At 71.8% G+C, this 21,843-nt stretch carries 17 protein-coding genes; 6 read left to right on the forward strand and 11 right to left on the reverse strand.

All coding sequences use genetic code 11. The features are described 5' to 3' along the window. Nucleotides 1-4: 4 nt before the first annotated feature. From RUR_RS01200 to fxlM, 4 genes are all read right to left on the reverse strand, one after another. Nucleotides 5-1,243 carry a lanthionine synthetase C family protein gene (locus RUR_RS01200; protein WP_283132947.1) on the reverse strand — a complete coding sequence of 413 codons (1,239 nt, stop codon included), beginning with the start codon at nucleotides 1,241-1,243 and terminating at the stop codon, nucleotides 5-7. Beyond that, nucleotides 1,240-4,335 carry a lantibiotic dehydratase gene (locus RUR_RS01205; RefSeq protein ID WP_283132948.1) on the reverse strand — a complete coding sequence of 1,032 codons (3,096 nt, stop codon included), beginning with the start codon at nucleotides 4,333-4,335 and terminating at the stop codon, nucleotides 1,240-1,242. The genes RUR_RS01200 and RUR_RS01205 overlap by 4 nt, the downstream gene beginning before the upstream one ends. A gap of 87 nt (nucleotides 4,336-4,422) precedes the next feature. Then, the gene (locus RUR_RS01210; protein ID WP_283132949.1) at nucleotides 4,423-4,608 is read right to left on the reverse strand and encodes an FxLD family lanthipeptide; all 186 of its coding nucleotides are present in this window, start codon (nucleotides 4,606-4,608) and stop codon (nucleotides 4,423-4,425) included. Between the two features lie 60 nt (nucleotides 4,609-4,668). Beyond that, on the reverse strand, nucleotides 4,669-5,880 hold the full coding sequence (gene fxlM / locus RUR_RS01215) for a methyltransferase, FxLD system (RefSeq protein ID WP_283132950.1): 1,212 nt from the start codon (nucleotides 5,878-5,880) through the stop codon (nucleotides 4,669-4,671). Between the two features lie 230 nt (nucleotides 5,881-6,110). Between fxlM and RUR_RS01220 the strand changes: the two genes are divergently transcribed. Next, complete coding sequence (locus RUR_RS01220) at nucleotides 6,111-6,872, forward strand: GntR family transcriptional regulator (protein ID WP_283132951.1); 762 nt, start codon at nucleotides 6,111-6,113, stop codon at nucleotides 6,870-6,872. Between the two features lie 114 nt (nucleotides 6,873-6,986). Here the strand turns inward: RUR_RS01220 and RUR_RS01225 are convergent, their stop codons facing one another. Beyond that, on the reverse strand, nucleotides 6,987-7,193 hold the full coding sequence (locus tag RUR_RS01225; protein ID WP_283132952.1) for a hypothetical protein: 207 nt from the start codon (nucleotides 7,191-7,193) through the stop codon (nucleotides 6,987-6,989). On the opposite strand from RUR_RS01225, the gene RUR_RS01230 reads away from it, so the two are divergent. Further along, complete coding sequence (locus RUR_RS01230) at nucleotides 7,095-7,382, forward strand: peptide deformylase (protein WP_283133981.1); 288 nt, start codon at nucleotides 7,095-7,097, stop codon at nucleotides 7,380-7,382. The two genes, RUR_RS01225 and RUR_RS01230, sit on opposite strands and share 99 nt — an antisense overlap. Nucleotides 7,383-7,500: 118 nt before the next feature. Here RUR_RS01230 and RUR_RS01235 read toward each other — a convergent pair whose 3' ends face one another. Together RUR_RS01235 and RUR_RS01240 are read right to left on the reverse strand one after the other, a co-directional pair. Further along, a complete protein-coding gene (locus RUR_RS01235) occupies nucleotides 7,501-8,742 on the reverse strand; it encodes a hypothetical protein (RefSeq protein WP_283132953.1) in 1,242 nt (413 codons plus the stop codon). Next, on the reverse strand, nucleotides 8,739-13,376 hold the full coding sequence (locus RUR_RS01240) for an SNF2-related protein (RefSeq protein WP_283132954.1): 4,638 nt from the start codon (nucleotides 13,374-13,376) through the stop codon (nucleotides 8,739-8,741). The genes RUR_RS01235 and RUR_RS01240 overlap by 4 nt, the downstream gene beginning before the upstream one ends. Nucleotides 13,377-13,637: 261 nt before the next feature. Here RUR_RS01240 and RUR_RS01245 point away from each other — a divergent pair, with 261 nt between their 5' ends. Genes RUR_RS01245 through RUR_RS01260 form a run of 4 tightly spaced genes read left to right on the forward strand, consistent with a single transcriptional unit; the run spans nucleotide 13,638 to nucleotide 16,275 of the window. Next, a complete protein-coding gene (locus tag RUR_RS01245; RefSeq protein ID WP_283132955.1) occupies nucleotides 13,638-13,904 on the forward strand; it encodes a PIN domain-containing protein in 267 nt (88 codons plus the stop codon). A 42-nt stretch (nucleotides 13,905-13,946) separates the two neighbouring features. Beyond that, complete coding sequence (locus RUR_RS01250; protein WP_283132956.1) at nucleotides 13,947-14,285, forward strand: PadR family transcriptional regulator; 339 nt, start codon at nucleotides 13,947-13,949, stop codon at nucleotides 14,283-14,285. After that, the gene (locus tag RUR_RS01255; RefSeq protein ID WP_283132957.1) at nucleotides 14,282-15,307 is read left to right on the forward strand and encodes a hypothetical protein; all 1,026 of its coding nucleotides are present in this window, start codon (nucleotides 14,282-14,284) and stop codon (nucleotides 15,305-15,307) included. Before RUR_RS01250 ends, RUR_RS01255 begins: the two co-directional genes overlap by 4 nt. Continuing rightward, nucleotides 15,304-16,275 (forward strand): hypothetical protein, encoded by a 972-nt coding sequence (locus RUR_RS01260; protein WP_283132958.1) that lies wholly within the window; start codon nucleotides 15,304-15,306, stop codon nucleotides 16,273-16,275. Before RUR_RS01255 ends, RUR_RS01260 begins: the two co-directional genes overlap by 4 nt. 135 nt (nucleotides 16,276-16,410) lie before the next feature. Here RUR_RS01260 and RUR_RS01265 read toward each other — a convergent pair whose 3' ends face one another. The 4 genes from RUR_RS01265 to alaS all read right to left on the reverse strand — a co-directional run bounded on the left by RUR_RS01265 (nucleotide 16,411) and on the right by alaS (nucleotide 21,842). Next, the gene (locus RUR_RS01265) at nucleotides 16,411-17,232 is read right to left on the reverse strand and encodes a shikimate dehydrogenase (protein ID WP_283132959.1); all 822 of its coding nucleotides are present in this window, start codon (nucleotides 17,230-17,232) and stop codon (nucleotides 16,411-16,413) included. Between the two features lie 13 nt (nucleotides 17,233-17,245). After that, nucleotides 17,246-18,460, reverse strand: a complete 1,215-nt coding sequence (gene mltG, locus RUR_RS01270) for an endolytic transglycosylase MltG (protein ID WP_283132960.1) — start codon at nucleotides 18,458-18,460, stop codon at nucleotides 17,246-17,248. A gap of 240 nt (nucleotides 18,461-18,700) precedes the next feature. Then, nucleotides 18,701-19,159, reverse strand: coding sequence for a Holliday junction resolvase RuvX (gene ruvX, locus RUR_RS01275; RefSeq protein ID WP_283132961.1), 459 nt, complete (start codon nucleotides 19,157-19,159; stop codon nucleotides 18,701-18,703). A 7-nt stretch (nucleotides 19,160-19,166) separates the two neighbouring features. Beyond that, on the reverse strand, nucleotides 19,167-21,842 hold the full coding sequence (gene alaS, locus RUR_RS01280) for an alanine--tRNA ligase (RefSeq protein WP_283132962.1): 2,676 nt from the start codon (nucleotides 21,840-21,842) through the stop codon (nucleotides 19,167-19,169). Between the last annotated feature and the right edge of the window lies 1 nt (nucleotide 21,843).

Raw genomic sequence — 21,843 nt, forward strand, 5'->3', positions numbered from 1 at the left:
TCCGTCAGTTGATGAGCATGAGGGCGTCCCATCCCGACCGGATCGGCTGCTCTTCTTCCCCGCCCCGGGTGGACAGGAGGGTGAGCGCGGTCCCGGCCGCGCCTTCCAGCAGCCCGGGGCCACCCGCCGCGCCAATGCGGTGCAGGCAGGTGAGCGCACCGGAGAGGCGGGCGGTGAGCAGGCCGGCGAGCTGGGGTATGGCAGCGTCGCGGGCGGCGCGCCCGGTGGTCTGAACGATCCCGGCCCAGCCGTGGCATAGCCCGGCGTCGGTAATCATCCGTGTCTGGGCGGGGTCGGCCAGGCACGCGGCCAGGGTGTGTTCGGCGTCCATCTGGCGGCGGGTGTCGCCCGTGGCGATGGCGGCTGCCTGCTGGGCGCGGGCGATGCCGGGGGTGCCGTAGCACCAGCTCGGCCGGGCCGGGCGCCGCTGGTGGGAGTGGCCAGTAAGCAGTTCGTCGAAGGTCAAGTAGTAGGGCCACCACGATCCGGTGCGGCCGGGCTGTTTCCAGGTGTCGAGTCGGCGCAGAATGGCGGTGATCGCCTCGCGGTGGCCCGGGACGGTGACGCCGCGGCGTGCGGCGGCGGCCAGGAGGGCCAGGGGGCCGGTGATGCCGTGGGCAATCCCGAGGTTGGCGTGCCCGGCTCGCGGGCCCGGCATGGGCTCGCGGCACGGGTCGTGGGCGACCCACCAACCCGGCAGCCGTTCGCCGTCGAGAAGGATCTCCTCAGTGACCAGCCGTACCAGGTAGGCGAGCACGCCGGGCAGGTGTTCGCTGCCGGGCCGGTGGTGCAGGAGATGGGCGCCGATGCCGGTCAGGCCGGACAGCAGGTCGTACTCGCCGAAGGTGCCCGGCCGTCCCTGATCGAGGCGGTCGTGGGCCAGTTGGAGGCGGTGGCGGGTGAGGGCGTCGACCAGGTCGTCCATCTGGGTTCGTGCGCTGGCGTAGCGGTCGAGGCCGTCGGCGCGGGCGGCGTGCAGGACGAAGGCGAGGGCGGGCGCACCGTACATGAGCGCGATGCCCGCGTCCGCCCGGACCGGGTCGGCGGCGGCGAGCCGGACCCACCGGTGGGCGGCGTCCCATGGCCGGTGCCCGGCGAGGGCAGCTTCGATGTGTGCCAGGGCGATCCCGGCCGCGCCGTCGGCGAGGGACTGTCCGGGGCTGGTGCAATGCTGCGGGTCGATGCCGTCGAGGAGGCGCAACGCCGAGGCCGCCGACCGGGTGGCAGCCGGAGAGCCGGTCATGGGCGTGCCCGCTCGGCCAGCGCGCTCTGGCGGAGCGCGGCCGCGCGGACCAGCCGCAGCACCACGTGCTCGCGGCCGGGGTCGACGCCCAGGGCGCGGTGGTGGTGGGCGCGCAGCAGGACGCGAAGGAGCTCATCGGTGTGCCCGGACGGGTGGAGCCGGTGGTAAGCGGCCAGCACCGGGCAGCGCCGGGCCCAGGCAGCGAGCACGTCCGCGCCGCCGGGCAGGCGGGCCAGGTCGCTCCAGCCGGTGTGCGGGTTGGCCAGCCGGACCGCGTCGGCGCGGAGCGCGTCTTCGGCCTGCCGCGTCTCCGGGCGGCGTCGTCCCGGCAGGAGGTCTACGAGCCGGCGCAGCCCCTGGCCGGGGGTGGCCGAGAAGCCGAGGGCCAGGTCGAGCATGCTCGCCGCCGCGAGCACCTCCCCCGCAATGCCTGCACGGGTCGCCGTCTGGATCTGGGCGGCGGCCGCGGCGGCGTCGGCGGCGAACACCTGATGCGCGGCCCGCATCGCGGGCCCGTCGCCGAAGCGGCCCTCCTGCGGCTGGTAGGAGGCCAGCTCGACGTCCGCGGCGAGCCGGGCTTGCCGCAGGTCCGCGGCCCAAGAGGCGACCCGTGCGGCAGCGGCGCCGTAGGCTCCGGGACTGCCGTCCAGCTCCAGGTACAGGCTGAGGTGGCCGCCCCGGTCGGGGTGGGCCAGGTCCCGGAAGCGCTGCCACCACCACAGCCGTCCGTCGACGGCGGGGCAGAAGGAGGCCAGATACCCGGCGACGATCTCGTCGTGCCGGTGAGGATGGGCCAGGACTCGGGCGTGCAGCCAGTGAGGCGAACCGGGCAGATGGCCGATGTCGGGGCCGGTGGCTCGGGCGGGAGCGTGCTGGAGCGCCGGGGGCGGGATCGGGGTGGGGCGGGTGGCGTGCAAGCCGAGGACGAAGTCGTGGGGGCGGCCGACAGCACCGAGCTCGCCCGGGGTGCTGCCTTCGCGCAACTCGATCCGGTTCACCCGGTGCAGCCGTTCGCGCAGCAGACCACGGTGCCCTTCCTGGCCAAGATCGAGAGGCAGGCGCTGCTCGTGCTGGCACAGCTCCACATGGGCCGGGACGCGCGCCCGCTCCCGCCAGGCGGTGAAGGCGCTTTCCCATTCCCGGTGCGGCGCGGACATGCCGGGCAGGTCGGCGGCGGCCAGGAGCCAGCGTGCGGGCGACAGGACCGTCCTGCCGTACCGCAGGCGCGGCAGGTACGGCAGCCGGGCGGCGGCGCCCCAGTCGAAAGCCTGGTAGACCGCGCAGCGGGCGATCGGGAGTTCGGCCAGGAAGCGGGCCAGCGGCGGGGTGAGTGTGCCGGCCTCCAGCGGGTGGAGCACTCGGGGCTCGATCAGCGTTCCGGTCGAGCGGCGCAGGAGGTACATCTGGCGGGTGTCGGAGGTCACCGCCAGGTCGTCGAGTGCGATCGTCGCGCAGCCTCCGTCGATGGGCTCGTTCACCGCGATCGCTGATTCCAGCAGGCGCGGGACGCGGGTGACGTTGCTGCTGTGCCAGCGCCGCGCGGGGAAGGAGAGCTGGGCGGCGGCCGCGCCGGGATGGCTGGTGGCGGCGTAGGAGGCGGTGAGCGCGGCCCGATCGCGTTCGCCGCCCAGGGCGGCGAAGCGGCCCATCATGCTACTGGCCGGGCGAGGCACACCGGTGACGGCCAGGCGGAAGCGGCCCGCCCTCACGTCGGCGGGCGTGGCGGCATGCAGGCGGAACGCCAACTCGATTCGAGGCGGCACCAGCATGTCACCGGGGTCACCGACCGAGAGCTGGCCCAGCAGCGCCTGGTCGAGCTCGATCTCGGCGGCGCCGTCGAGGCCAGCTTCCTGCACGAGGGCGAGCAGCCGGTGGTCGCGGCCGGTGACCGGCTGCGGTGGATGGTGGTGGGCGGAGCCGCGGTAGTCGGCGGGTAGGCCGAGCCCGCTGTCGGCGACCAGGTCGGCCAGCGGCACGATCGCGCCGGGCCCGTATCGGCGGCGGAACGCCAGGTGGTAGCCCTTCCAGCGAGGGTGACCGTAGGGGTATGGGGTCAGCCTGAGCAGCGCGTCGGCAGCGTTCTGCGCCTCGCCGATCACGGCCGCCGGAACTGTGACGTCGGCGTCGAGTTGGACGGTGACGGCCAGCGGCTGCGGGGCCGTGCCGCAGAGGCCGAGCATCCGGTCGCCGGCGTGCAGGCGGAGCAGGTGGGCGGTCTGAGGGTGATGGCACAGGGCGTACCGGTTGTACCGGGCGAGGTCGTCTTGTGCGGCGCGCAGCTCTTTGACCAGCGGCCCGATCTCGGGAACCTCGTCAGCGCGGACGCGGGCGAGTTCCCGGTTGACGTGCGCGAGGGCGTCGGCGGCGGTCTGTGGCGCGGTGAGACGGGTCTGCAGGAAGCCGTTGGTGACGAGCCCGGCCACCAGCGCGGCGATCTGCTCGCGGCCGGTGGCGGGATAGCGGCCGGCCAGCAGCTCCGTCAGGTCAGAGAAGGGGATGGGGCGGCGGGAGTGGTCCAGGACGAAGCGCACGGGGCCGGTTATCCGGGCGGTGACCTGCTCGGCGGCCAGGACGGTCCGCGAGCTCGTCGGCGGCCGTCCGTCCGCGACCAGCCGGCCGCCTCGCTCGGTGGTGGTGGCCGCGACGACGGTGAGCCGGTCGAGCAGGTCGGGACATGCCTCTAACCGCGTGGTCACCGCGGCGAGCCAGAGGGCGTCAGCGCAGGCGGTAGCGCGATGGTGCGGCCCGAACCTGACTGAGATCTCCGTGCCGGTCTCAGCCCACGCCGCGCCGGCGAACAGGCCGAACGGGGTTACCCGGCTGTGCCAGCGCAGCAGGTAGCAGGCCAGAGCGGCAGTCAGGCGACGCGGTGCGAAGGGCCTGTCCTCGCTCAGGGTCTTGCCGATCTCGGCGGCGAGGCCGGGGTTGGCGTGCTCGACGAGACGGCGGACCCCCGCCGTCGTCCACACCTCATCAAGCCAGGCCCGGCACGCGTGGGCGTCGCCGTGCAGGTCAGGTAGTCGCGGCAGGTCGAGACCGTCGCGGGTGGTGGCGCGGAACAGGGTGGTGCCGTCGTGCCGGTACAGCGTCATCGTCTGCCTCCAGCCGGTTCCCGGGTCGTGGCGCCGCACCGGCGCGCCCCTCGGGAAAATGAGGCGCGCGCCGGTTCCGGCTTCTCGTTAGGAGACGTCCGACATGGAGGTATTGCAGGCGGTGCCGCTGCAGGTGCTGCCGCAGTTGTCGCTGGTGGAGCGCTGCAGCGCGGCGACCGGCTGGTCGGCCCAGACAGCGCGGACGTCGAGCGTGAACTCATCGGCCGAGGCGGGCATGGCGGCGGCGAGCGTGGCGTCGGCGGTGGGGGCCATGATGACTCCTTCTCTGGGTCGGGTGGTGCCATCCACCTGGCGGTCAGCCTGGGCGGGAGCTCAGGACTGCGGCCAGGAGATCAAGAGGCGGCGGTGCCGCTTGGTGAGGACGAAACCGCCGGGCATCTGCTCGACGGGGGTGTCGGCGGGGTAGGCGGTGATGGCCGGGCCGGGGCCGTGCCGCTGCTCGGTGTCCCACCGGGCGACGCTTCCGGCCAGCCGCTCGGCCAGTGGGGGCCCGGCCGGACCGTACCCGTGTGCCCCGAACTCGACGCCGGCGTCGCCAGCGGGGCGGACGGCGAGGTGGGCGAAGCTGTCACCGGCGACGATGGCGGGCGAGGCGATCCGGTTGTTCGGCGCGACCGCGCCCGTGTCGAGCTCGGGGTCCACCGACATCGTGGCGAACCCCGCAAGGGTCGAGGCCAGCCAGAGCTGCAAGCCCGCGAAAGATTCGCTGCGGCCGACGGTGACGCCACTCCACGCCTCTGCGCGGGGGCCGTCCAGGGCGCCGGTCAGCAGGTAGGGGTCTGCCGGCTCGCCCTCGTCGAAGCGCAGGCCGACCTCCCTGCCGCGTAGGAGGATGAGCTGCTCGTTGTGCTCGCCGATGCCCTGCATGGCGACGAAGCCGCAGATTTCAGCGGAGTCGGCGACCAGTACGTCGCCCTGCTTGCGGAAGGCGATGGAGCGGGTCAGGCCGTTCATCCGCAGCGGGACGGTGAGGATGCCGTCGTCGGTGAGCTGGTCGGTCCAGGCGGGCGGGATGTCCCAGGCGCCGACAGTGACGATGATCCGGTCGTACGGCGCGCCCGTCGGGTCGCCGAGTTCGCCGTCGGCGAGCTTGACCGTCGCGGTGTAGCCGGCGCGTTCGAGGCCGACGTGCGCGCGGTCGATGATGTCGGGGTCGATGTCGATCGTCGTGATGGTGCCGTCGGGACCGACGATCTCGGCCATCAGCGCCGCGTGGTAGCCGCCGGAGCCGATCTCCAGGGCGCGCATCCCGCGGCCGAGCCGGGACTGCTCCAGCATCGTGGCCTGGATGCTCGGCGCGCTGATCGAGCTGATCGAGACGCCGTGCTCGTCGCGCTTGGTGATCAGCGCACGGCCCCCGTCATAAGCCTTCTCGATCGACACCTCGGGCGCGAACAGGTGCCGCGGCACCCGGCGGAAGGCCTCCTCCACCTCTTTGGAGGCGATCATGCCGCTGTCGACGAGCGCGTCGGTCATCTGGTCGCGCAGTTCCTGGTCGCGGGTGCTGCTGGTGGGTTCGGCCACCTGGGTTCCTTCCCCTTGCGCCCCGGAAGGGGGCGTGATCGTGGATGTCCTGGCTGCTTCGGCTCGGCCGGCGGTCAGGACGGTGAGGTACTGATGGTGGCGGCCGGTCGGGCCACGGTGCGGGCATCTGCTGCAAAATCCGAGACGCACTTTGTACTACATACTGCATAACCGACCTCCGGGGCGAGGTCAATGGAGTATGTAGTACTTATTCGCGTTAGGGTGTGCCCATGAGCCCCAGCAGCTACCACGAGGTCGCCGACGTCATCCGCGCCGCGATCGCCGACGGCCTCTACCCGCGCGGCACGCTGCTGCCTACCGAGGACCGGCTCGCCACCGACCTCGGCGTCCACCGCGCCACAGTGAACAAGGCCCTCAAGATCCTCAAGAACGAGGGACTGCTGCACGTGGAAATGGGTGTCGGCACCCGCGTCCACCCACTGCCGCCCATCCTGCGCAACGCCGCCACCCGGCACAGCCGCGCCCACCGTGAACGCGGAGGAGTCCGCGGCGCCCTCGCCGCCGAGCTCGTCGACCTGGCCTACGAGCTCGACTCCGTCAACACCATCGGCCCCGGCAGGCCGCCCAAGCACATCGCCGCCATCCTCGGCGTCGACCCCGACAGCGATAGTGTCATCGTCAGGCACCGCCGGATGCGCGCCCAGGACGTCCCGATCCAGATCGCCATCAGCTACATCCCGCGCGCCATCGCAGACGGCACCCCGATCGCCGAACGCGACCCCGGCATCGGCGGCATCAGCAGCCGCTTGGCCGAACTCGGCCACGCCCAGGTTGAACTCGAAGAACAGCTGCGCGTCCGGCCCCCGACCCGGGAAGAGGCGGCGTTCCTGGGAATGACCGTAGAGCAGCGGGTCTACGACGTCATCCAGATCGGCTGGACAGCAGACGAGCGGGCCGTCAAGGTGACCCGCTACATCCTGCCGACCTACCAATGGGACCTCGCCTACCGCTACCCCATCGACCCCGCCTGAGCAGGCGCGGGCCACCGGCATGCCCGGGCCGCGACGATCGCTCTCTCCCGCCCCGGGCGAACCGTGGAACGCGATCCTCGACATCACGAACTCATCCCGCGTGCGAAGGCGTAGTCAGGAGAGCGGCAAGGGCATGGGCTTGGCCGCACCGCAGATCGGCATCGGCCATGCCACGGCGATCATGATCCCCCCGACCCCGACCCCGACGCCGAACCGATCCTGCTGCTCAACCCACGAGTAGTCGCCGAGGCCGCGGACTCCGACGAGCAGTACGAGGGCTGCCTGAGCTTCTTCGACGTGCGGGGCCTGGAGGTCGAGCACACCATGCCGAACGGGCAGCAGATGATCACATGCTTCGTGGACGGCCAAGCGAGACTCGTCGCGCACGAGGTCGACCGGCTCTACGGACGGCTGTACACCTCCCGGATGCGTCCAGGGGTCCACCCGATCCCTGTCGAGGAGTATCGAGAAAGCGGGCAGCCGTGGACCACCAGGCGGAGCTCGGGCTGAGCAGGAGAGCTCGGCAGCGCCAACCGGCCTCCGCTGAAGCCGATTCGATTCCCGCGCTCGAACTCGCCTCCCCGGCCCTTTCGCCGCGGCGGCCGTTGCGGGGTGAGGGCAGAGCGCCCTACCGCGGGCGGGTGCGGAGGGCGGTGAGCGCACTCTGGTAGGCGCTGTGCGGGTCGTCGCTCGCCGAGGCGACGAGTTGCCAGTCGTGGCCTGCGGTGGCGAAGGGATACCACCGGCTGTCTTGCCCGTGACGGATCTCGATGCCGGCGGCCGGGTCGGTGACGTGGTTGTCGGCAATGCTCAGCGGCACGGCCGGGTCTGGGCGGAGTGGGGCGATGGCGGCGGCAGCCTGCTGAAGGACTTGAGGGTCGTCCGGGTAGAGGTGGCGGGCGGCGTGGATACCGGGTGTGCCGGCCAGATCGTAGGCGGCTACGAGGCTGCGTAATGTGTGCAGCTCCATGTCGAGCCGGTAGGCCACGATCTCGGCGCGTTCTGCGGCCGGTAGGGACGCGATGAGGCGGACGGCGTCGGCGACCGGGTCGGTCTCGAACAGGGCGCCGTCGTCCAGGACCTGCTGGGCTTGGCGGGCGGCTTCGGCCGTGAGGTGGCTCAGCAGCCGCAGGGGCGGGGCGGGCGCTGGCGGCTCGGGCAGCTCGGCGTCCGCGAACTGCGCAGACCGCGCGCCATCGCTGCTGTCGACGGCGGTTTCGCGCGCGGGTACGGGCTGGGGCGGGACACTGGGGTCGTAGCCGCGGTACGCCTGGTGTGCGGCGACATGGGGGCCTGCCGGGCGTGGAGGACGCGTCGGGGTGCACGGTTTGTCATGTTGTGCGGGCGTCGCCGGGGCGGCGGGGGCCGGTGCTTGCAGTAGGCCGGTCAGGTGCCGGTGGGGCAGGCCGCGCAGGGTCGTCATCAGGGAGGGGTTGGCTTGCAGGCGCTGGGTGAGGGCGTGGCCGAGGGCTGCGGTGTGCCGGCAGGGCGCCTGCCCGCAGTCGCAGGCGAACGACAGGTGCTCGGCGCGGGGTGCGATGGGGATGTCGCCAGTGTGGGCGGGGTCGGTGAGCGCGGCGGGTCGCTGTCCTTTCAACAGGGCTGGCTTGTGAGGGCCGGCGGCCAGGGCGGCGGCGATGATCTGCTGCTCGTCCGGGCTGAGCAGGGCGATGCGGATGACGGCGCGCACGGGCTCGGCGTGGCGAGGGGTGACTTCGGCGCTGACCTGGCCGGGTTCGGTGCTCAGGGCGGCGGGGACGCCGCCCCCCGCGTGGATCGTGTGACCCTGCTGGAGGATGACGTCGCTGCGGGTGGCCTGCTTGTGCGCTACCGCCCAGACCAGCGCCCACGGTGAGGTGATGCCGGTCACGAGCGTGCTCCCAAGGCGATGAGCTCGACGAGCTCGCTGTCGGTCAGGTCGGCCAGCGCGGTCTCCCTGCCGGTCAGGACGGCGTCGGCCAGGGCGCGTTTGCGGGCCAGGAGGGCGTCGATGCGATCCTCGATCGTCAGCTCGGTCTGCAGCAGGTGCACCTCCAGAGCGCGGCTCTGGCCGATGCGGTGGGCGCGGTCGATGGCCTGGGTCTCCACGGCCGGGTTCCACGGCCGGTCGAACATGATCACGTGGGCGGCTTCGGTCAAGGTGAGGCCGGTGCCGCCCGCGCCCAGGGTGAGGATCATGACCGGGTTGTAGCCGGTCTGAAAGGCATCAACGAGGCCCTGGCGAGCCTGCCCGGGCGGGATCTTGCCGTGCAGGAACAGCGGCTCGATGCCCTGGACGCGCAGATGGGTTTCCAGCAGACGGCCCATGGCGGCATAGCCGGTGAACACCAGAGCCTGTTCCCCCGCAGCCACGACGTCGGCGAGGAGGTCGTCGAGCGCGGCCAGCTTGCCCGAACGGCGCCGCTCGGCGGCGGGGTCATAGCGGTCGGGGGCTGGGGTTTCGCGCAGGTAGTGGGCGGGGGTGTTGCAGATCTGGCGCAGGTGCGTGAGCAGGGTGAGGACCAAGATGGCGCGCTCGCCCACGTGGGCGGCGTGGATCTGCTCCATGCTCTCGCGCGCCACCACCTCGTAAAGGCCGACCTGTTCGCGGGTGAGGGGCACGCAACGCCGGTTGGTGATCTTGGAGGGGAGTTCGGTGAGGATGTGCGGGTCACTCTTGCGGCGGCGCAGCAGGAAGGGGGCCAGTACCCGGGCCAGGCGGCGGGCGTGCTCGCCGCCGGGGTCGAGCTCGATGGGGCGGGCGTAGCGGTCGGCGAAGGTGCGAGGGCTGCCGAACAGGCCGGGGTTGGCCCAGTCCAGGATCGACCAGGCCTCCATCACGCTGTTGGAGACGGGGGTGCCGGTCAGCGCGATCCTCACCTTGCCGTTCAGCGAACGCAGGTGCAGGGCGGTCCGCGACAGGTGGTTCTTCACCTGCTGGGCTTCGTCGGCGATCAGGAGGCCGAACGGCTGTGCGGCCAACAGGTCGGCGTCGCGTTGCAGGGTGCCGTAGGTGGTGATGACCACCTCGTCCGCAGACAGGTCCGCCAGGGTGCGGCCGTGACCGTGGTAGCGGCGGACGCGGACGGCCGGGGCGAAGGCGGCGAACTCGCGTTCCCAGGTGACGAGCAGGGACGCCGGGCAGACGATCAGCGTCGGCGCGGCGCGTTCGGCCTGCTCGCGGCGGTGCAGGTGCAGGGCGATGGCGGTGATGCTCTTGCCGAGGCCCATGTCGTCGCCCAGGCAGGCGCCGAAGCCGAGACGGGTGAGGTTGGCCAGCCAGGCCAGTCCTCGCTGCTGGTAGTCGCGCAAGGTGGCCGTCAGCGCGGCGGGCGCGGGGACGGGCTGGTGGGTGCCGACGCGCAGGAACTCCACCAGGTCGGCGAGCGCGTCGAGCGGCTCGCATGCCACCAGGTCGCCGTCGATGGCGAGGCTGCCGGTGAGCGCCGCGGCCAGGGCCTCGGCCGCGGGCAGCGTGCCGAGGTCGCGGTGGGCGGCGCGGCGGGCGGTCTGCTCGGTGACCAGCAGCCACTGGCCGCGCAGGTGCACCAGGGCGCGGCCGTCGGCGGCCAGGATGTCCATCTCGTCCTCGGTCAGGCTGTCGCCGTCGACGGTGAGCTGCCAGCGGAAGTCCAGGACGTTGTCCAGGCCGAACGCGGCTTCGCGATTGCTGCGGGTGGAGCGGGCGCCGATCAGGGCGCGCACACCCAGGGCGCGGGCCCACTGGCCGGGCCAGGCGATCTCGATGCCGACACGAGCCAGGTCCTGGCCTCTCTCGCCGAGCAGGAGCGCGGCTTCGGCGGCATGCACGGTGCAGCGGGCCGGGCGGTCCTGTTCCAGCAGGCGCGCCAGCGGCGGCCACAGCCGGGCGGCGGCGCGCAGCGCCCGGCGGACACGTTCCAGCTCGCCGGGGTCGGCACCGTGCCAGGGCAGGTACTCGGCGGCGTCGACGAGCCGGGCCTGGCCGCCGGGCGTGGTGGTTCTGACCCGTAGCACCGCCCACAGCAGCTCGGTGTCGTGCGGGCTGTTGGCGGGCGGCGGTTTGATCGTCACGACCAGGCCGGGCGGCGGAAGCGGGTCGAGGATCGTGGTGACGCGGTCGGTCCAGGAGAGAAGGTCCGCGGTGTGCGGGCGCCGGGAGGGGGCAGTGTAAGGGGCGGCGCCGAGAGCGTACGCAGTGCCCGGGCCGCGCACGACCGCGTCGGCCAGAGCGTCCAGGACGTGCCGTACGACGATGCGGGGCGCCCACAGCCGGTAGGGGGTGCGGGCGGCCGGGACACAGTGCGCGTACGGCGGCATCGCCGCAGCCAAGCCGGCGGCGGTCGCGCGCTGGCCGGGGGTGAGCGGTCCGAGCTGCCAGGCGTCGCGCCCGCCCGGGTCGGTGCCCGGGTAGACGCGCTGGCCGGCGATGGCGTCCAATCCCAGGCAGATGACGGCACGCCAGGTGGCGGCACTGGGGTGCAGTCCAGTCTCGGGCAGCCGGGCCAGGATCCCTGCCAGCAGCCTGAGCGGCATCGTCCAGGCGGTCATCATGCGGACGCGCACGCCGACGCCCATCCCGGGCAGCACCAGCTCGACGTTCACCGCCCGCACCGTCGCGGCCGGGTCGAGGCCCGGCAGCGGGCTGCCGTCCAGGTGGTAGATCAGCAGCCGCGCGGGGCTCAGGTCGGGGCTCAGGTCGGGGCTCAGATCCGCGCTCATCGCGGCCCCCGCCCGCAGAACATCCTCCACCAGCCGCACGACCGCCATCGTCTGGGCGGGCGACACAGTGAGCGCCTGGGTGGTGGCCGAGCGCGGGGACGGTACAAGCTGAGGCTCCGCCGTCGCCGGAACCGCCTGCGGCTCTGAAGCCGTCGGGGCCACGTCCGGCTCCGAGGTCGGGGTGGGGAGGGCGGGGATCAGCACGAGGCTGGCGATCAGCGCCCGCGCGGCCTCCTGGTAGGAGGCGCGTTTGCTCGCCGCGCGCCCGAGGGCGGTGACGGTCTGGCCCTGGTGGAGGCATGACAGGGTGCACGTGAACACCTGCCGGTGCGGCAGGCCCGAGGTCGCATACCGCGGGTCGACCTCGGCGATGACGCCGGTCTGGCGCAGCCAGTTCAACCGCCTGAGGGGGTCCTTGCCCGCAGGCACCGGCTTGACCGCCGACACCGCCCGCACCGGCGTCTCCGGCGGGGCTTCGTCATCGGCGACGACCAAAGCCAGCAGCGCGCGGGCGGCCTGCTCACGCGCCGCACTCTTGCTCAGTCCCTCCCCCGCCGCCTGAATATCGCGGCCATTCGAACGGCACACGGCCCGGCAGGTGAACAGCGGCTGGGCGCCGCTGATCCCGGTCGAGACGTCGAACGCCAAACCGGTGACCAGTTCGACGTGGACGAGATCGTTCAGCGCGCTGACCGGGTGATCGGGCGCCACCCTGCCCACCGGCGTCGCCGCCTTCGGCGTGCCCGAGTACAGCGCGAGCGGCAGTCCGGCCACCTCGGCCAGCAGGGCGGCCGTGGCCGCGCGTCGGGCCTGCTTCCTCGACCGCTTCGGCCCGCCGCTCACCAGCAGGATCCCGGCACCGGTGCCGGGATCGTAGCTCACCCGCGTCTGGAACCGCGTCGTCTCCGGGGTGGCTCCCGGAACGGTGATGTCCTCGTAGACCGGCGCGGGCCGACCGATGGCGTTGGCGTGGAGGTTGAGGATCGTGGCCGCGGGCCCACCTTTGGCGGCGATCGTGTCAATGATGGCCTGGCGGGCTGACTCCCACTGCGGCGCCGCCGCCTGGAAGAGCACCAGGTGCAGGGCCTGCGGGTCCAGCGCGCCCGCGCGGACGCGGGCGATGATCTCGGCAACCACAGCCGGCGCCACGACGGCTTGCGCGCATACCCGCTGAAGCTCGGCGAGGAAGCCGTCGGTCGGCGGCTCGACCGCCACCGGCGCGAATGCGCCGCCGGCGCCGACGGGCGCCCAGTGCGCGCCGTCGCCGGCCTCCTGCGCCACCGGCTGGACCGCACAGAGGTGCCCGAGCAGGCTCAGCGCGGCGCGATGCTGAGCGGCTTTGCGCTGGTCGGCGTAGGCGGCGAGGCCGTGAACGAACCCGCCGGGTGTCCGCCACCCGGCCTGCACCCCGAACCAGCCCGTCCCGGCCTCGCTCGGCAGAGCACGCACCAAAAGCACCGCCTTCACCGCCTGGATCTGCAAGGTGAGAACCGCCGTGGCACGCTCAGGGGTCAAGGCCAGCGCCACCCAGGCGGCCTTCCGTATCGGCCACACGCGCTGGGGCTCGATCGCGCTGTCGAGCAGCAGGGCCCGCAGATCACGCGTCCGCAACCGGCCCGCCCCGGCCCGCCGGGTGACTTCGGCGGCGAACGCCTCAGGCAACAGATCATCCGCGCACGCCCTGGCCAGCAGACGGCTGAACTCCCGGTCGTCCAGCCCTCGGAACCCGGCCGCGTCACAGCGACGCAACTCCCGGCGTTCGTGCTCCTGAGTACGCAGCCTGAGGGCATCGACGATCGTCAGCGGGGTGGGCTGGGTCGTCACTCTCGCCTCCTCCTGATGTATGCGGCAAAGGCAGGACACGGTTCGATACGATCAGGGCAGAACGGGCGTCTATGCCCTCAGATCCTGTGGCGCCGGCCAGATCATGTGCCAGATGAGGGCTGGTTCATCGCCCGACGATAACCGAGGCGCACCCGCCACGCAGCCCCTTCATCACAGCCCCCAGGCGAGCCCTTCACCCCCCGACGCCTTGACCGCGTACAGCCGTCGGCCCTCCGCCGCCGATCTCGCTCCTGCCACGCCTTGGAGAGCATCGCCGCGTACGACCGCGACGGCGCCCGACCGAACGCCGCGAGAATGCGCGAAGAGTTCGGCGACCGCATCGCCCCGATCACCGGCGAGGTCGTACAGGAGTGGGGGCGGATGAACGTCCCCGAGTCGTTGCCGGTGGTGGACGGGCTGATCGCCGCCACCGCCAGGGTGAACGACTGGATTCTCGTCACCCGGAACACCAAGGACTACACCCGGACGGGCGTCCGCCTCCTCAACCCGTTCATCCCGGCGGGCTGATTTCACCTCGCATAGTCATGTCATCTGTATATAGTGGATGGCATGACAGAGAGGTCCATGCAGGAACCCACGTTCCTCATACTCACCGCCTTGGCCTCCGGGCCCCAGCACGGCTACGCCATCATCACCGAGGTCACCGGCATCTCCGCGGGCCGGGTGAAACTGCGCGCGGGCACCCTCTACGCCGCCCTCGACCGGTTGCAGACCGAAGGGCTCATCGCCGAGGACCGGGAGGAGATCGTCGACGGCCGGGTCCGCCGCTACTACCGGCTCACCGGCGAGGGAGCCACCCGGCTCGCCACCGAAGCCGAACGGCTCCGCCGCAACGCCGCGGAAGCCGTCGCCCGGCTCCGCACCGGTTACGCGGGAGGCACAGCGTGAACGAAGGACTCCTCCCGCTGCCCGCCTCCCCCGACCCCTGGGAACAGGACGAGGCCGCGCTCACCCGGCGCTACCGCAAACTCCTTGCCTGGTACCCCAGGGACCATCGGGCCCGCCACGAGGAGGAGATGATCGGGGTGCTGCTCGCGGGGGCGCATCCCGGTCAACGCCACCCAGGGCTCGGAGACACCGCCGACCTGGCGAAGGGCGCCCTCCATATCCGGCTCCAACGCGCCTTCGGCCCCACCCGGGCCGCCGACTGGCAACGCGCGTCGCTGATCGCCGGCGTGATCGGTCTCGTGCTTCAAGCCACCGTGGGCCTGGGTGCCATGGCACAATGGGCGATCGTTTCGCGGGTCGAGGACTCTGATCCCGCCTTGATGTGGACCTTTACTTCAGCGCTTGCCCTCTTCCCGTTGATCGTCATCGGGGCGATGCGTACCAACCGGCGGTGGCTCGTCGCCGGGCTCGCCTGGACTCTGCTCGCCGCCGAACAAGCCGTCACGTTCACCGTGATGGGCACCTACCTCATACCCGCGCCCGAGATGATCGGGCCAAACGACCCGCTGCTCCAGTGGCCGACCGTGCTCTCCGCGGCCACCGCGATCTCGCTCACCCTCGCCAAAGAGCCATGGCACTCGCTGAAGTCCCTACGGTGGAGCCGGATCACTCCGGTGCTCGGGGGCCTGATCGCGTACGGCACCTGGGTGGTGTTCTTCGGCCACATACCTGTCGGTGTCCTGTACGACGAGCTGAACCCCCAGCTCTTCGCCACCGCGTTGGCAGCAGGCCTCGCCCTGCGATCGGCGACCGGCCGCCGCGCCCTCCTCTTCCTCTCCCCCGCCCTTGTATCCCTCATGTACTTCGCCTTCTTCGGGGACTTCAACCCCCCGATCGACCTCCTCACGATCGTGGGCCTGATCGCGCTGGCGGTCACCGCCTCCAGATTCCGCCGTGCCCGAGGCGACCAAACCGGTGAGGTCGGCGACACCGGCCCCGGCACCACCGGAAGGCGAGCGTGAGCGACGGACGGCACAACGTGCCCGCCGTTGCGGTGGGACCTCCAGGCGAAGCACTTGCCTGCCGCTACCGGCGACTGCTCGCCTGGTACCCCAAGGAACATCGGGCCCGCCACGAGGAGGAGATGATCGGGGTACTGCTCGCGGGGGCGCACCCCGGCCAACGCCACCCCGGCGTCCGCGACACCGCCGACCTGGCCAGGGGTGCCCTGCTCATCCGGTTCGGGCGCGCCTTCGGCCCCAACCGGACCGCCCACTGGCAACGCGCTCTGCTGATCGCCGCCCTCATCGGCCTGACGATGCAAGGTCTCCAAGGCATGAGGTGGCTCACCGGCCTGGTCACCGACCGCACGGGTGACATCCTTCCCATCGCGGAATGGCCTTTCATCGTCGCATCCGCCCTCCTGCCGATCGGCGGCCTCCTGTTGATGGGCGCCGGACGACGTTGGCCGGCGGCCGGTCTCGCCTGGGCTCTGATCGCCGTCGAGGAGACGTTCGTCTACTTGATGGTGCTTGAACACAGCATCCCCGCCCCCGGACCGCTCGCCCTGGCCACCTATCTGACCACCTGGGAGAAGCTGGTCCCCCTGGTGGCCACCGTCTCCCTGACTCTCCTGAGGGAGCCACGACGTGGGCTGAAGTCCCTGGGGCCTGCCAGGTTGGCATTGGGCTTCGCCGGGCTGCTGACCGCGTTCATCTGGGTGGAGGAACTAGCCCGCTTCACCCCCGCCTTCCTCGCGGGGCTCGCCGTCTTCGCCGTGACCGCCGGTCTCGCACTCCGATCGGCGACCGGCCGCCGCCTCCTGATCCTTCTTGCGCTGCCCTCGTTCGCCTACATGGCCTTGCTCCTCCGGTATTTCGATTCCGGACTCGTCGCGGTCGTCGGCATGGTCGCGCTGTGCGCCGTCACCGCGGTGTTTCCCCGTCAAGGTGATCCTCGGGCACCCGAGGCACGGCGAGCGGAGCCGTAGGCGCCGGTGAGGTGTCCCCGGCCTCCTGGCCTCGGCCGGCGAGCGAAATCACCCGGACCGGCCGCGCGGTCGAGGAAAACGACCGCGTGGCCGGTTCAGGGTGAATCCGGCCTGAAACAGAGGCTCGACAGGTGCTCAGGAGCGGGCGGCGAGTTCCTTCAGGCCCGCGGCGCGCATCGCCTCGACCGGGACGTCGTGGCGGCCGGTGATCAGCTCGACCTGGCGGGCCGCCTGGTGCAGGAGCATCTCGAAGCCGCCGACGACCGTGCCCCCGGCACGCCGTACCGCCTCCGCGAGGGGGCTCGGCCAGGGGGCGTAGGCCACGTCGAACACCGTGGGGGCCGATGCGGCGATGCGCTCGGCGTAGGCGTCGGCGCCGCCGGACGGCAGGGTGGAGATCACCAGGTCGGCCTCGAACGAGGCCTGAGCAAGCGGTTGTACGGCTGCCGCGACGCCGAGGCGTTCGGCGGCGGCGAGGGCCTCCCCCGCCCGGGTGACCTCCCTGACCAGCAGGGTCGCCTCGGAGAGGCCGAGTTGCTGGAGCGCCGCCAGGGCGGAGCAGGCGGTAGCGCCGCCGCCGAGGACGATCGCGGACCCCGGTTTGCCGGCCCCGGCCTCCTCCAGCGCGCGCACGATGCCGTACACGTCGGTGTTGTCACCGCGGCGGACGCCGCCGCCGAGCAGGACGGTGTTGGCGCCGCCGACGGCGACCGCGAGCGGCGACACCTCGTCCAGCAGCGGGAGCACGGCCCGCTTGAGCGGCATGGTGAGGGAGAGTCCCGCCCAGCGGTCGTCGAGTCCGTCGATCAGGGCGGGCAGGCCCGCCTCGTCGCATTCGATCGCGGCGTACCGCCAGTCGTCCAGGCCCATCGCCGCGTAGGCGCCCCGGTGCAGGGCGGGTGAGAGGGAGTGCGCGATCGGCGACCCCAGCACAGCGCAAAGGGTGAGCTGCGGCATGCACATCGGTGCCTCACCCGCCGCCGGTGGCGCGGTTGAACTCGCGCACCCACTGCTGGTGCTGGGCGTAGTCGTGGGTGAACTTCGTGGTACCCGTCTTGGGGTCGACCGTCACGAAGTAGATCCAGTTGCCGGGGGTCGGGTTCAGCGCCGCCTTGATCGCGTCCTCGCCGGGGTTGCCGATGGGCCCCTGAGGGAACCCGGTGACGTAGTAGGTGTTGTACGGCGACTGGGTGGCCGTCTCCTTGTGGGTGGCGGCGAGCCCGAACTTGCCGAGCGCGTACATCACCGTGCTGTCCATCTCCAGCTTCATCGGCGGGTTCTTGGCCATCCGGTTGTAGATGACCCGACTGATCTTGCCCATGTCCTCGACGCTGCCCGCCTCCGCCTGCACGATGCTCGCCAGGATCATGATCTGCGCCGGAGTCAGGCGGACCTGCTTGGCGGAGGACTCCAGGTCCAGCTCGTCGGCCGCGTGCTTGTAGCGCTGCACCATGGCGGAGAGCACGTCCGTCGCGGTCTTGCCCGGCTCGATCTGGTACGTGGCGGGGAAGGCGTATCCCTCAAGACGCCCGCCGGCGTAGGACGGCAGGCCCAAGGCGCGGCCGTTCTTCGCCGCCTTCTCGAATTCGGCGAGCTTGATGCCGGTCTTCTTGGCCAGCTCCGGCAGGATCTGCTTGAGGCGCCAGCCTTCCTTGATCGTCACCGTGGTCTGGAGGCGCTTGTCCGGGTCGAGCAGCGGGACGACACCGGCGGCGGCCATGCCCTTGCGCACGCGGTACTGGCCCGGCTGGAACGAACCGTCCTTGCCCTCCGCGTCAGCCGCCTGCGTGAACGCCTTCGCGCTGGCCACCACCCCGAGCTTGGCCAGGCTGTTGCCGATGTCGGTGGTGGTGTCCCCGGATTTGATGGTGACCACGACGTCCCCGCTGCCGGGCCCGGTGAAGTCGGGGACGTGGAAGACGCCGCGGACCCACTGGTAGCCGTAGTATCCGCCGCCGCCGACGACGACGGCCAGGACGAGCACCGCGAGCAGGGGGGCGATCCAGCGGCCGGAGCCGCCCCTCCTGCGCCTACGCCTGGTACGCCGACCGGCGGATCGCCGACCACCGGAGCCTCGCCCGCCGGCCGGGCCGCGGCCGTCGCCGCGGGACCGGCGGGGGGATCCCCGTCGGGTTCGGTACTCGTCGTCTTCGCCGTCGAAGAACTCGAAATCGTTGTCGCTCATAGATGCGCTGGCCAATCTCCCTGGTCAGCAGCCTCCGCGTCAAGCGGAACAGCCCGACTGCCCTCCGTGCGGGCGCGAGCACCGATCCCCGAACGGCCCGAGGTGAGGCCGCCGGACATCAGTGCCGCCTGGGGTAACGACTTAGCTCTGTGCGAAATTTCACAAATTCACTCTCTATGTCAGTGAACTTCGTGATTCTATTCGCCGGGTCGATGGTGACCAACCCGAAGCGGCGGGCCCTCACCCGCCGGTCTGGACGAGGCTGCCCGGCTCCCGTCCCGTGGCCCGCTCGGAGTCGAGCGCGGCCTGCAGCAGCACGATCGCCGCGGCCTGGTCCACCACCTTGCGCCGATCCTTGCCCTTCACCCCGCTCGCGCGCAGCGACTGCTCGGCGCTGACCGTGGTCAGCCGCTCGTCGACGAGGCGGACCGGGACCGGCGCCAGTCGCGCGGCCAGATCGCGGGCGAACCCCCGCGCCGCCGCCGCGGCGGGCCCCTCCTTACCGGAGAGCGACACCGGCAGGCCGACCAGCACCTCGACGCACTCGTACTCGGCCACGAGCTCGGCGATCCGGTGGAGGTCGCCGCGTCCCCGCGGAACGGTCTCCACCGGAGTGGCGAGCAGGCCGGAGGGGTCACTGCGGGCGACGCCGACACGCACGGTGCCGACGTCCACCCCGAGCCGGGTCCCGACTCTCATCGGCGCCCTAACCGATCCGCAGGCGAATCGCCTTGTCGACCGCGTCCAGGGCGTCCTTGATCGCCTCAGGACGGGTGCCGCCGCCCTGCGCGAGGTCGTCCTTGCCGCCACCGCCACCTCCGAGTGCCCTGGCGGCGACACCCACGAACTCCCCGGCCTTGAGCGACCGCCGGCGTCCCGCCTCGTTGACCGCGGCGACCACGACGGGCCGATCAGCGGGGACACCGGCCAGCACGACCACCACAGCGTGATCGCCGGTAAAGCGACTACGCACATCGACGGCAAGTTTACGCAGGTCATCAGCGTTTGTGCCGTCAGGCGCGCGGTGAATCACCACCGCGACGCCGTTGACGTCCTCGGCGCCCTTGACCAGCTCGGGGGCGATGGCGAGCACCTGGGCGGCGCGGAGCCGGTCCAGATCCCGCTCGGTGGCCTTGAGCCGGGTGACGATCCCGTCGATCCGCTCGGGAAGCTCCTCACGGGGGGTCTTCAGCTGCTCACTGAGCTGGGCGACGAGCACGCTCTCCCGGGCCAGGAAGCGGAAGGCGTCGATCCCCACCAGGGCCTCGACCCGGCGGACCCCGGTGCCGATGGAGGACTCCCCGAGGAGCTTGACCAGGCCCAGCTGCCCCGACCGCGCCACGTGGGTTCCCCCGCAGAGCTCGCGGGAGTAGTCCCCGATCTCCACGACGCGGACCTGGTCGCCGTACTTCTCGCCGAACATCGCCAGCGCGCCCATCTGGCGCGCCTCCTTCATCGAGGTGTGGAAGGCGTGTACCTCGTGGTCGTTCACGAGCACCTCGTTCACCTCGTCCTCGATGTCCCGCAGCACGTTGACCGGGACCGCGCCGCCGGCGGTGAAGTCGAACCGGAACCGGCCCGGCGAGTTCTCCGAGCCGGCCTGGGCGGCCGACTCCCCGAGCGCCCGGCGCAGGCCCGCGTGGACCAGGTGGGTGGCCGAGTGGGACCGGGAGATGGCGCGGCGGCGCTCGACGTCGATGTGGGCCTGCGCGTCGGCGCCGACCCGTACCTCACCGGTGCGGACCACGCCCCGGTGCACGATCAGCCCGGCGAGCGGCGACTGCACGTCGGCGATCTCCACCTCGGCGCCGTCGGAGGTCCGGATGGAACCCCGGTCGGCCAGCTGGCCGCCGCCTTCGGCGTAGAACGGCGTACGGTTGAGGACCACCTCGACGGCGGTGCCCTCCCCCGCGGCGAGCACCGAGGCGCCGTCCACGATGAGGCCGACCACCTCGCTGTCGGAGTCCGACTCGTCGTAGCCGAGGAACTCGATCCGGCCCGCGAGCTCAAGCAGCTGCCCGAAGACCGAGATGTCGGCGTTGCCGGTCTTCTTGGCGAGCGCGTCGGCCCGGGCGCGGGCCCGCTGCTCGGCCATGAGGCCGCGGAACCCCTCCTCGTCGACCGCGAGCCCCGCCTCGGAAGCCATCTCCAGTGTGAGGTCGATGGGGAAGCCGTAGGTGTCGTGCAGCTGGAACGCCTGGGCTCCGGCGAGCGAGGTCCGGCCGGCCCGCTTGGTCTCCTCCACCGCGGCGTCGAAGATCGCCGTCCCGGTGCGCAGCGTGGAGAGGAACGCCTCCTCCTCGGCGTCGATCACCGTGTGGATGCGGGCCGCGTCGGTGCCGAGTTCGGGGTACTGCTCGCCCAGCGCCTTGATCGTGGTGTCGGTCAGCGCGTGCATGTAGCGGTCGTCCCCGGCGCCCAGCAGGCGCAGGTTGCGGATGGCCCGGCGAAGCATGCGCCGCAGGACGTACCCGCGGCCCTCGTTGGAGGGGGCGACGCCGTCGGAGACGAGCATGACACCCGCCCGCAGGTGGTCGGCGACGACCCGGAGCGATACGTCGGTGCGGTGGTCCCGGCCGTACTTGGAGGAGGTGAGGTCGGCGGCCCGGTCCAGGATCCGGTAGGTGGTGTCGATCTCGTAGATGTTGTCGACGCCCTGCAGGATGGCGGCCATCCGCTCCAGGCCCATCCCGGTGTCCACGCTCTTGGCCGGGAGCTCGCCGAGGATCGGGAAGTCGGACTTGGTGCCGCCGGCCCCCCGCTCGAACTGCATGAAGACGTTGTTCCACACTTCGAGGTAGCGGTTCTCGTCCGCGATCGGGCCGCCCTCGCGGCCGTAATCGGGACCGCGGTCGTAGTAGATCTCGGTGCAGGGGCCGCAGGGTCCGGGGACCTCCATGGACCAGAAGTTGTCGGCCATGCCGCGCCGCTGGATGCGCTCGACGGGGATGCCGACCACCCGGTGCCAGATGTCGGCGGCCTCGTCGTCGTCGAGGTAGACGGTCACCCACATCCGGTCCTCGGCGAAGCCGAAACCGCCCTCGGACTCGGGCTTGGTGAGCAGCTCCCAGGCGAAGGGGATGGCGTCGGCCTTGAAGTAGTCGCCGAAGGAGAAGTTGCCGAGCATCTGGAAGAAGCTGGCGTGCCGGGTGGTACGGCCGACCTCGTCGATGTCCAGGGTGCGCATGCACTTCTGCACGCTCGCGGCCCGGGGGTAGGGCGGGCGCCGCTGACCCAGGAAGTAGGGCTTGAACGGCACCATCCCGGCGTTCACCAGCAGGAGCGTCGGGTCCTCGGCGATCAGGCTCGCCGAGGGCACGACGGTGTGCCCGCGCTCTTCGAAGAAGCGCAGGAAGCGGCGGGAGATCTCTGCCGACTCCATC

The sequence above is a fragment of the Rhizohabitans arisaemae genome, from assembly GCF_025996515.1.
In the GTDB taxonomy this organism is placed as follows: Bacteria; Actinomycetota; Actinomycetes; order Streptosporangiales; family Streptosporangiaceae; genus Rhizohabitans; species Rhizohabitans arisaemae.

Bases quoted from the DNA above. Each gene is read 5' to 3' on its own strand.
- RUR_RS01200 (WP_283132947.1), bottom strand. From the start codon at position 1,243: ATGACCGGCTCTCCGGCTGCCACCCGGTCGGCGGCCTCGGCGTTGCGC.
- RUR_RS01205 (WP_283132948.1), bottom strand. From the start codon at position 4,335: ATGACGCTGTACCGGCACGACGGCACCACCCTGTTCCGCGCCACCACC.
- RUR_RS01210 (WP_283132949.1), bottom strand. From the start codon at position 4,608: ATGGCCCCCACCGCCGACGCCACGCTCGCCGCCGCCATGCCCGCCTCG.
- RUR_RS01220 (WP_283132951.1), top strand. From the start codon at position 6,111: ATGAGCCCCAGCAGCTACCACGAGGTCGCCGACGTCATCCGCGCCGCG.
- RUR_RS01250 (WP_283132956.1), top strand. From the start codon at position 13,947: ATGACAGAGAGGTCCATGCAGGAACCCACGTTCCTCATACTCACCGCC.
- RUR_RS01265 (WP_283132959.1), bottom strand. From the start codon at position 17,232: ATGCCGCAGCTCACCCTTTGCGCTGTGCTGGGGTCGCCGATCGCGCAC.
- mltG (WP_283132960.1), bottom strand. From the start codon at position 18,460: ATGAGCGACAACGATTTCGAGTTCTTCGACGGCGAAGACGACGAGTAC.
- ruvX (WP_283132961.1), bottom strand. From the start codon at position 19,159: ATGAGAGTCGGGACCCGGCTCGGGGTGGACGTCGGCACCGTGCGTGTC.
- alaS (WP_283132962.1), bottom strand. From the start codon at position 21,842: ATGGAGTCGGCAGAGATCTCCCGCCGCTTCCTGCGCTTCTTCGAAGAG.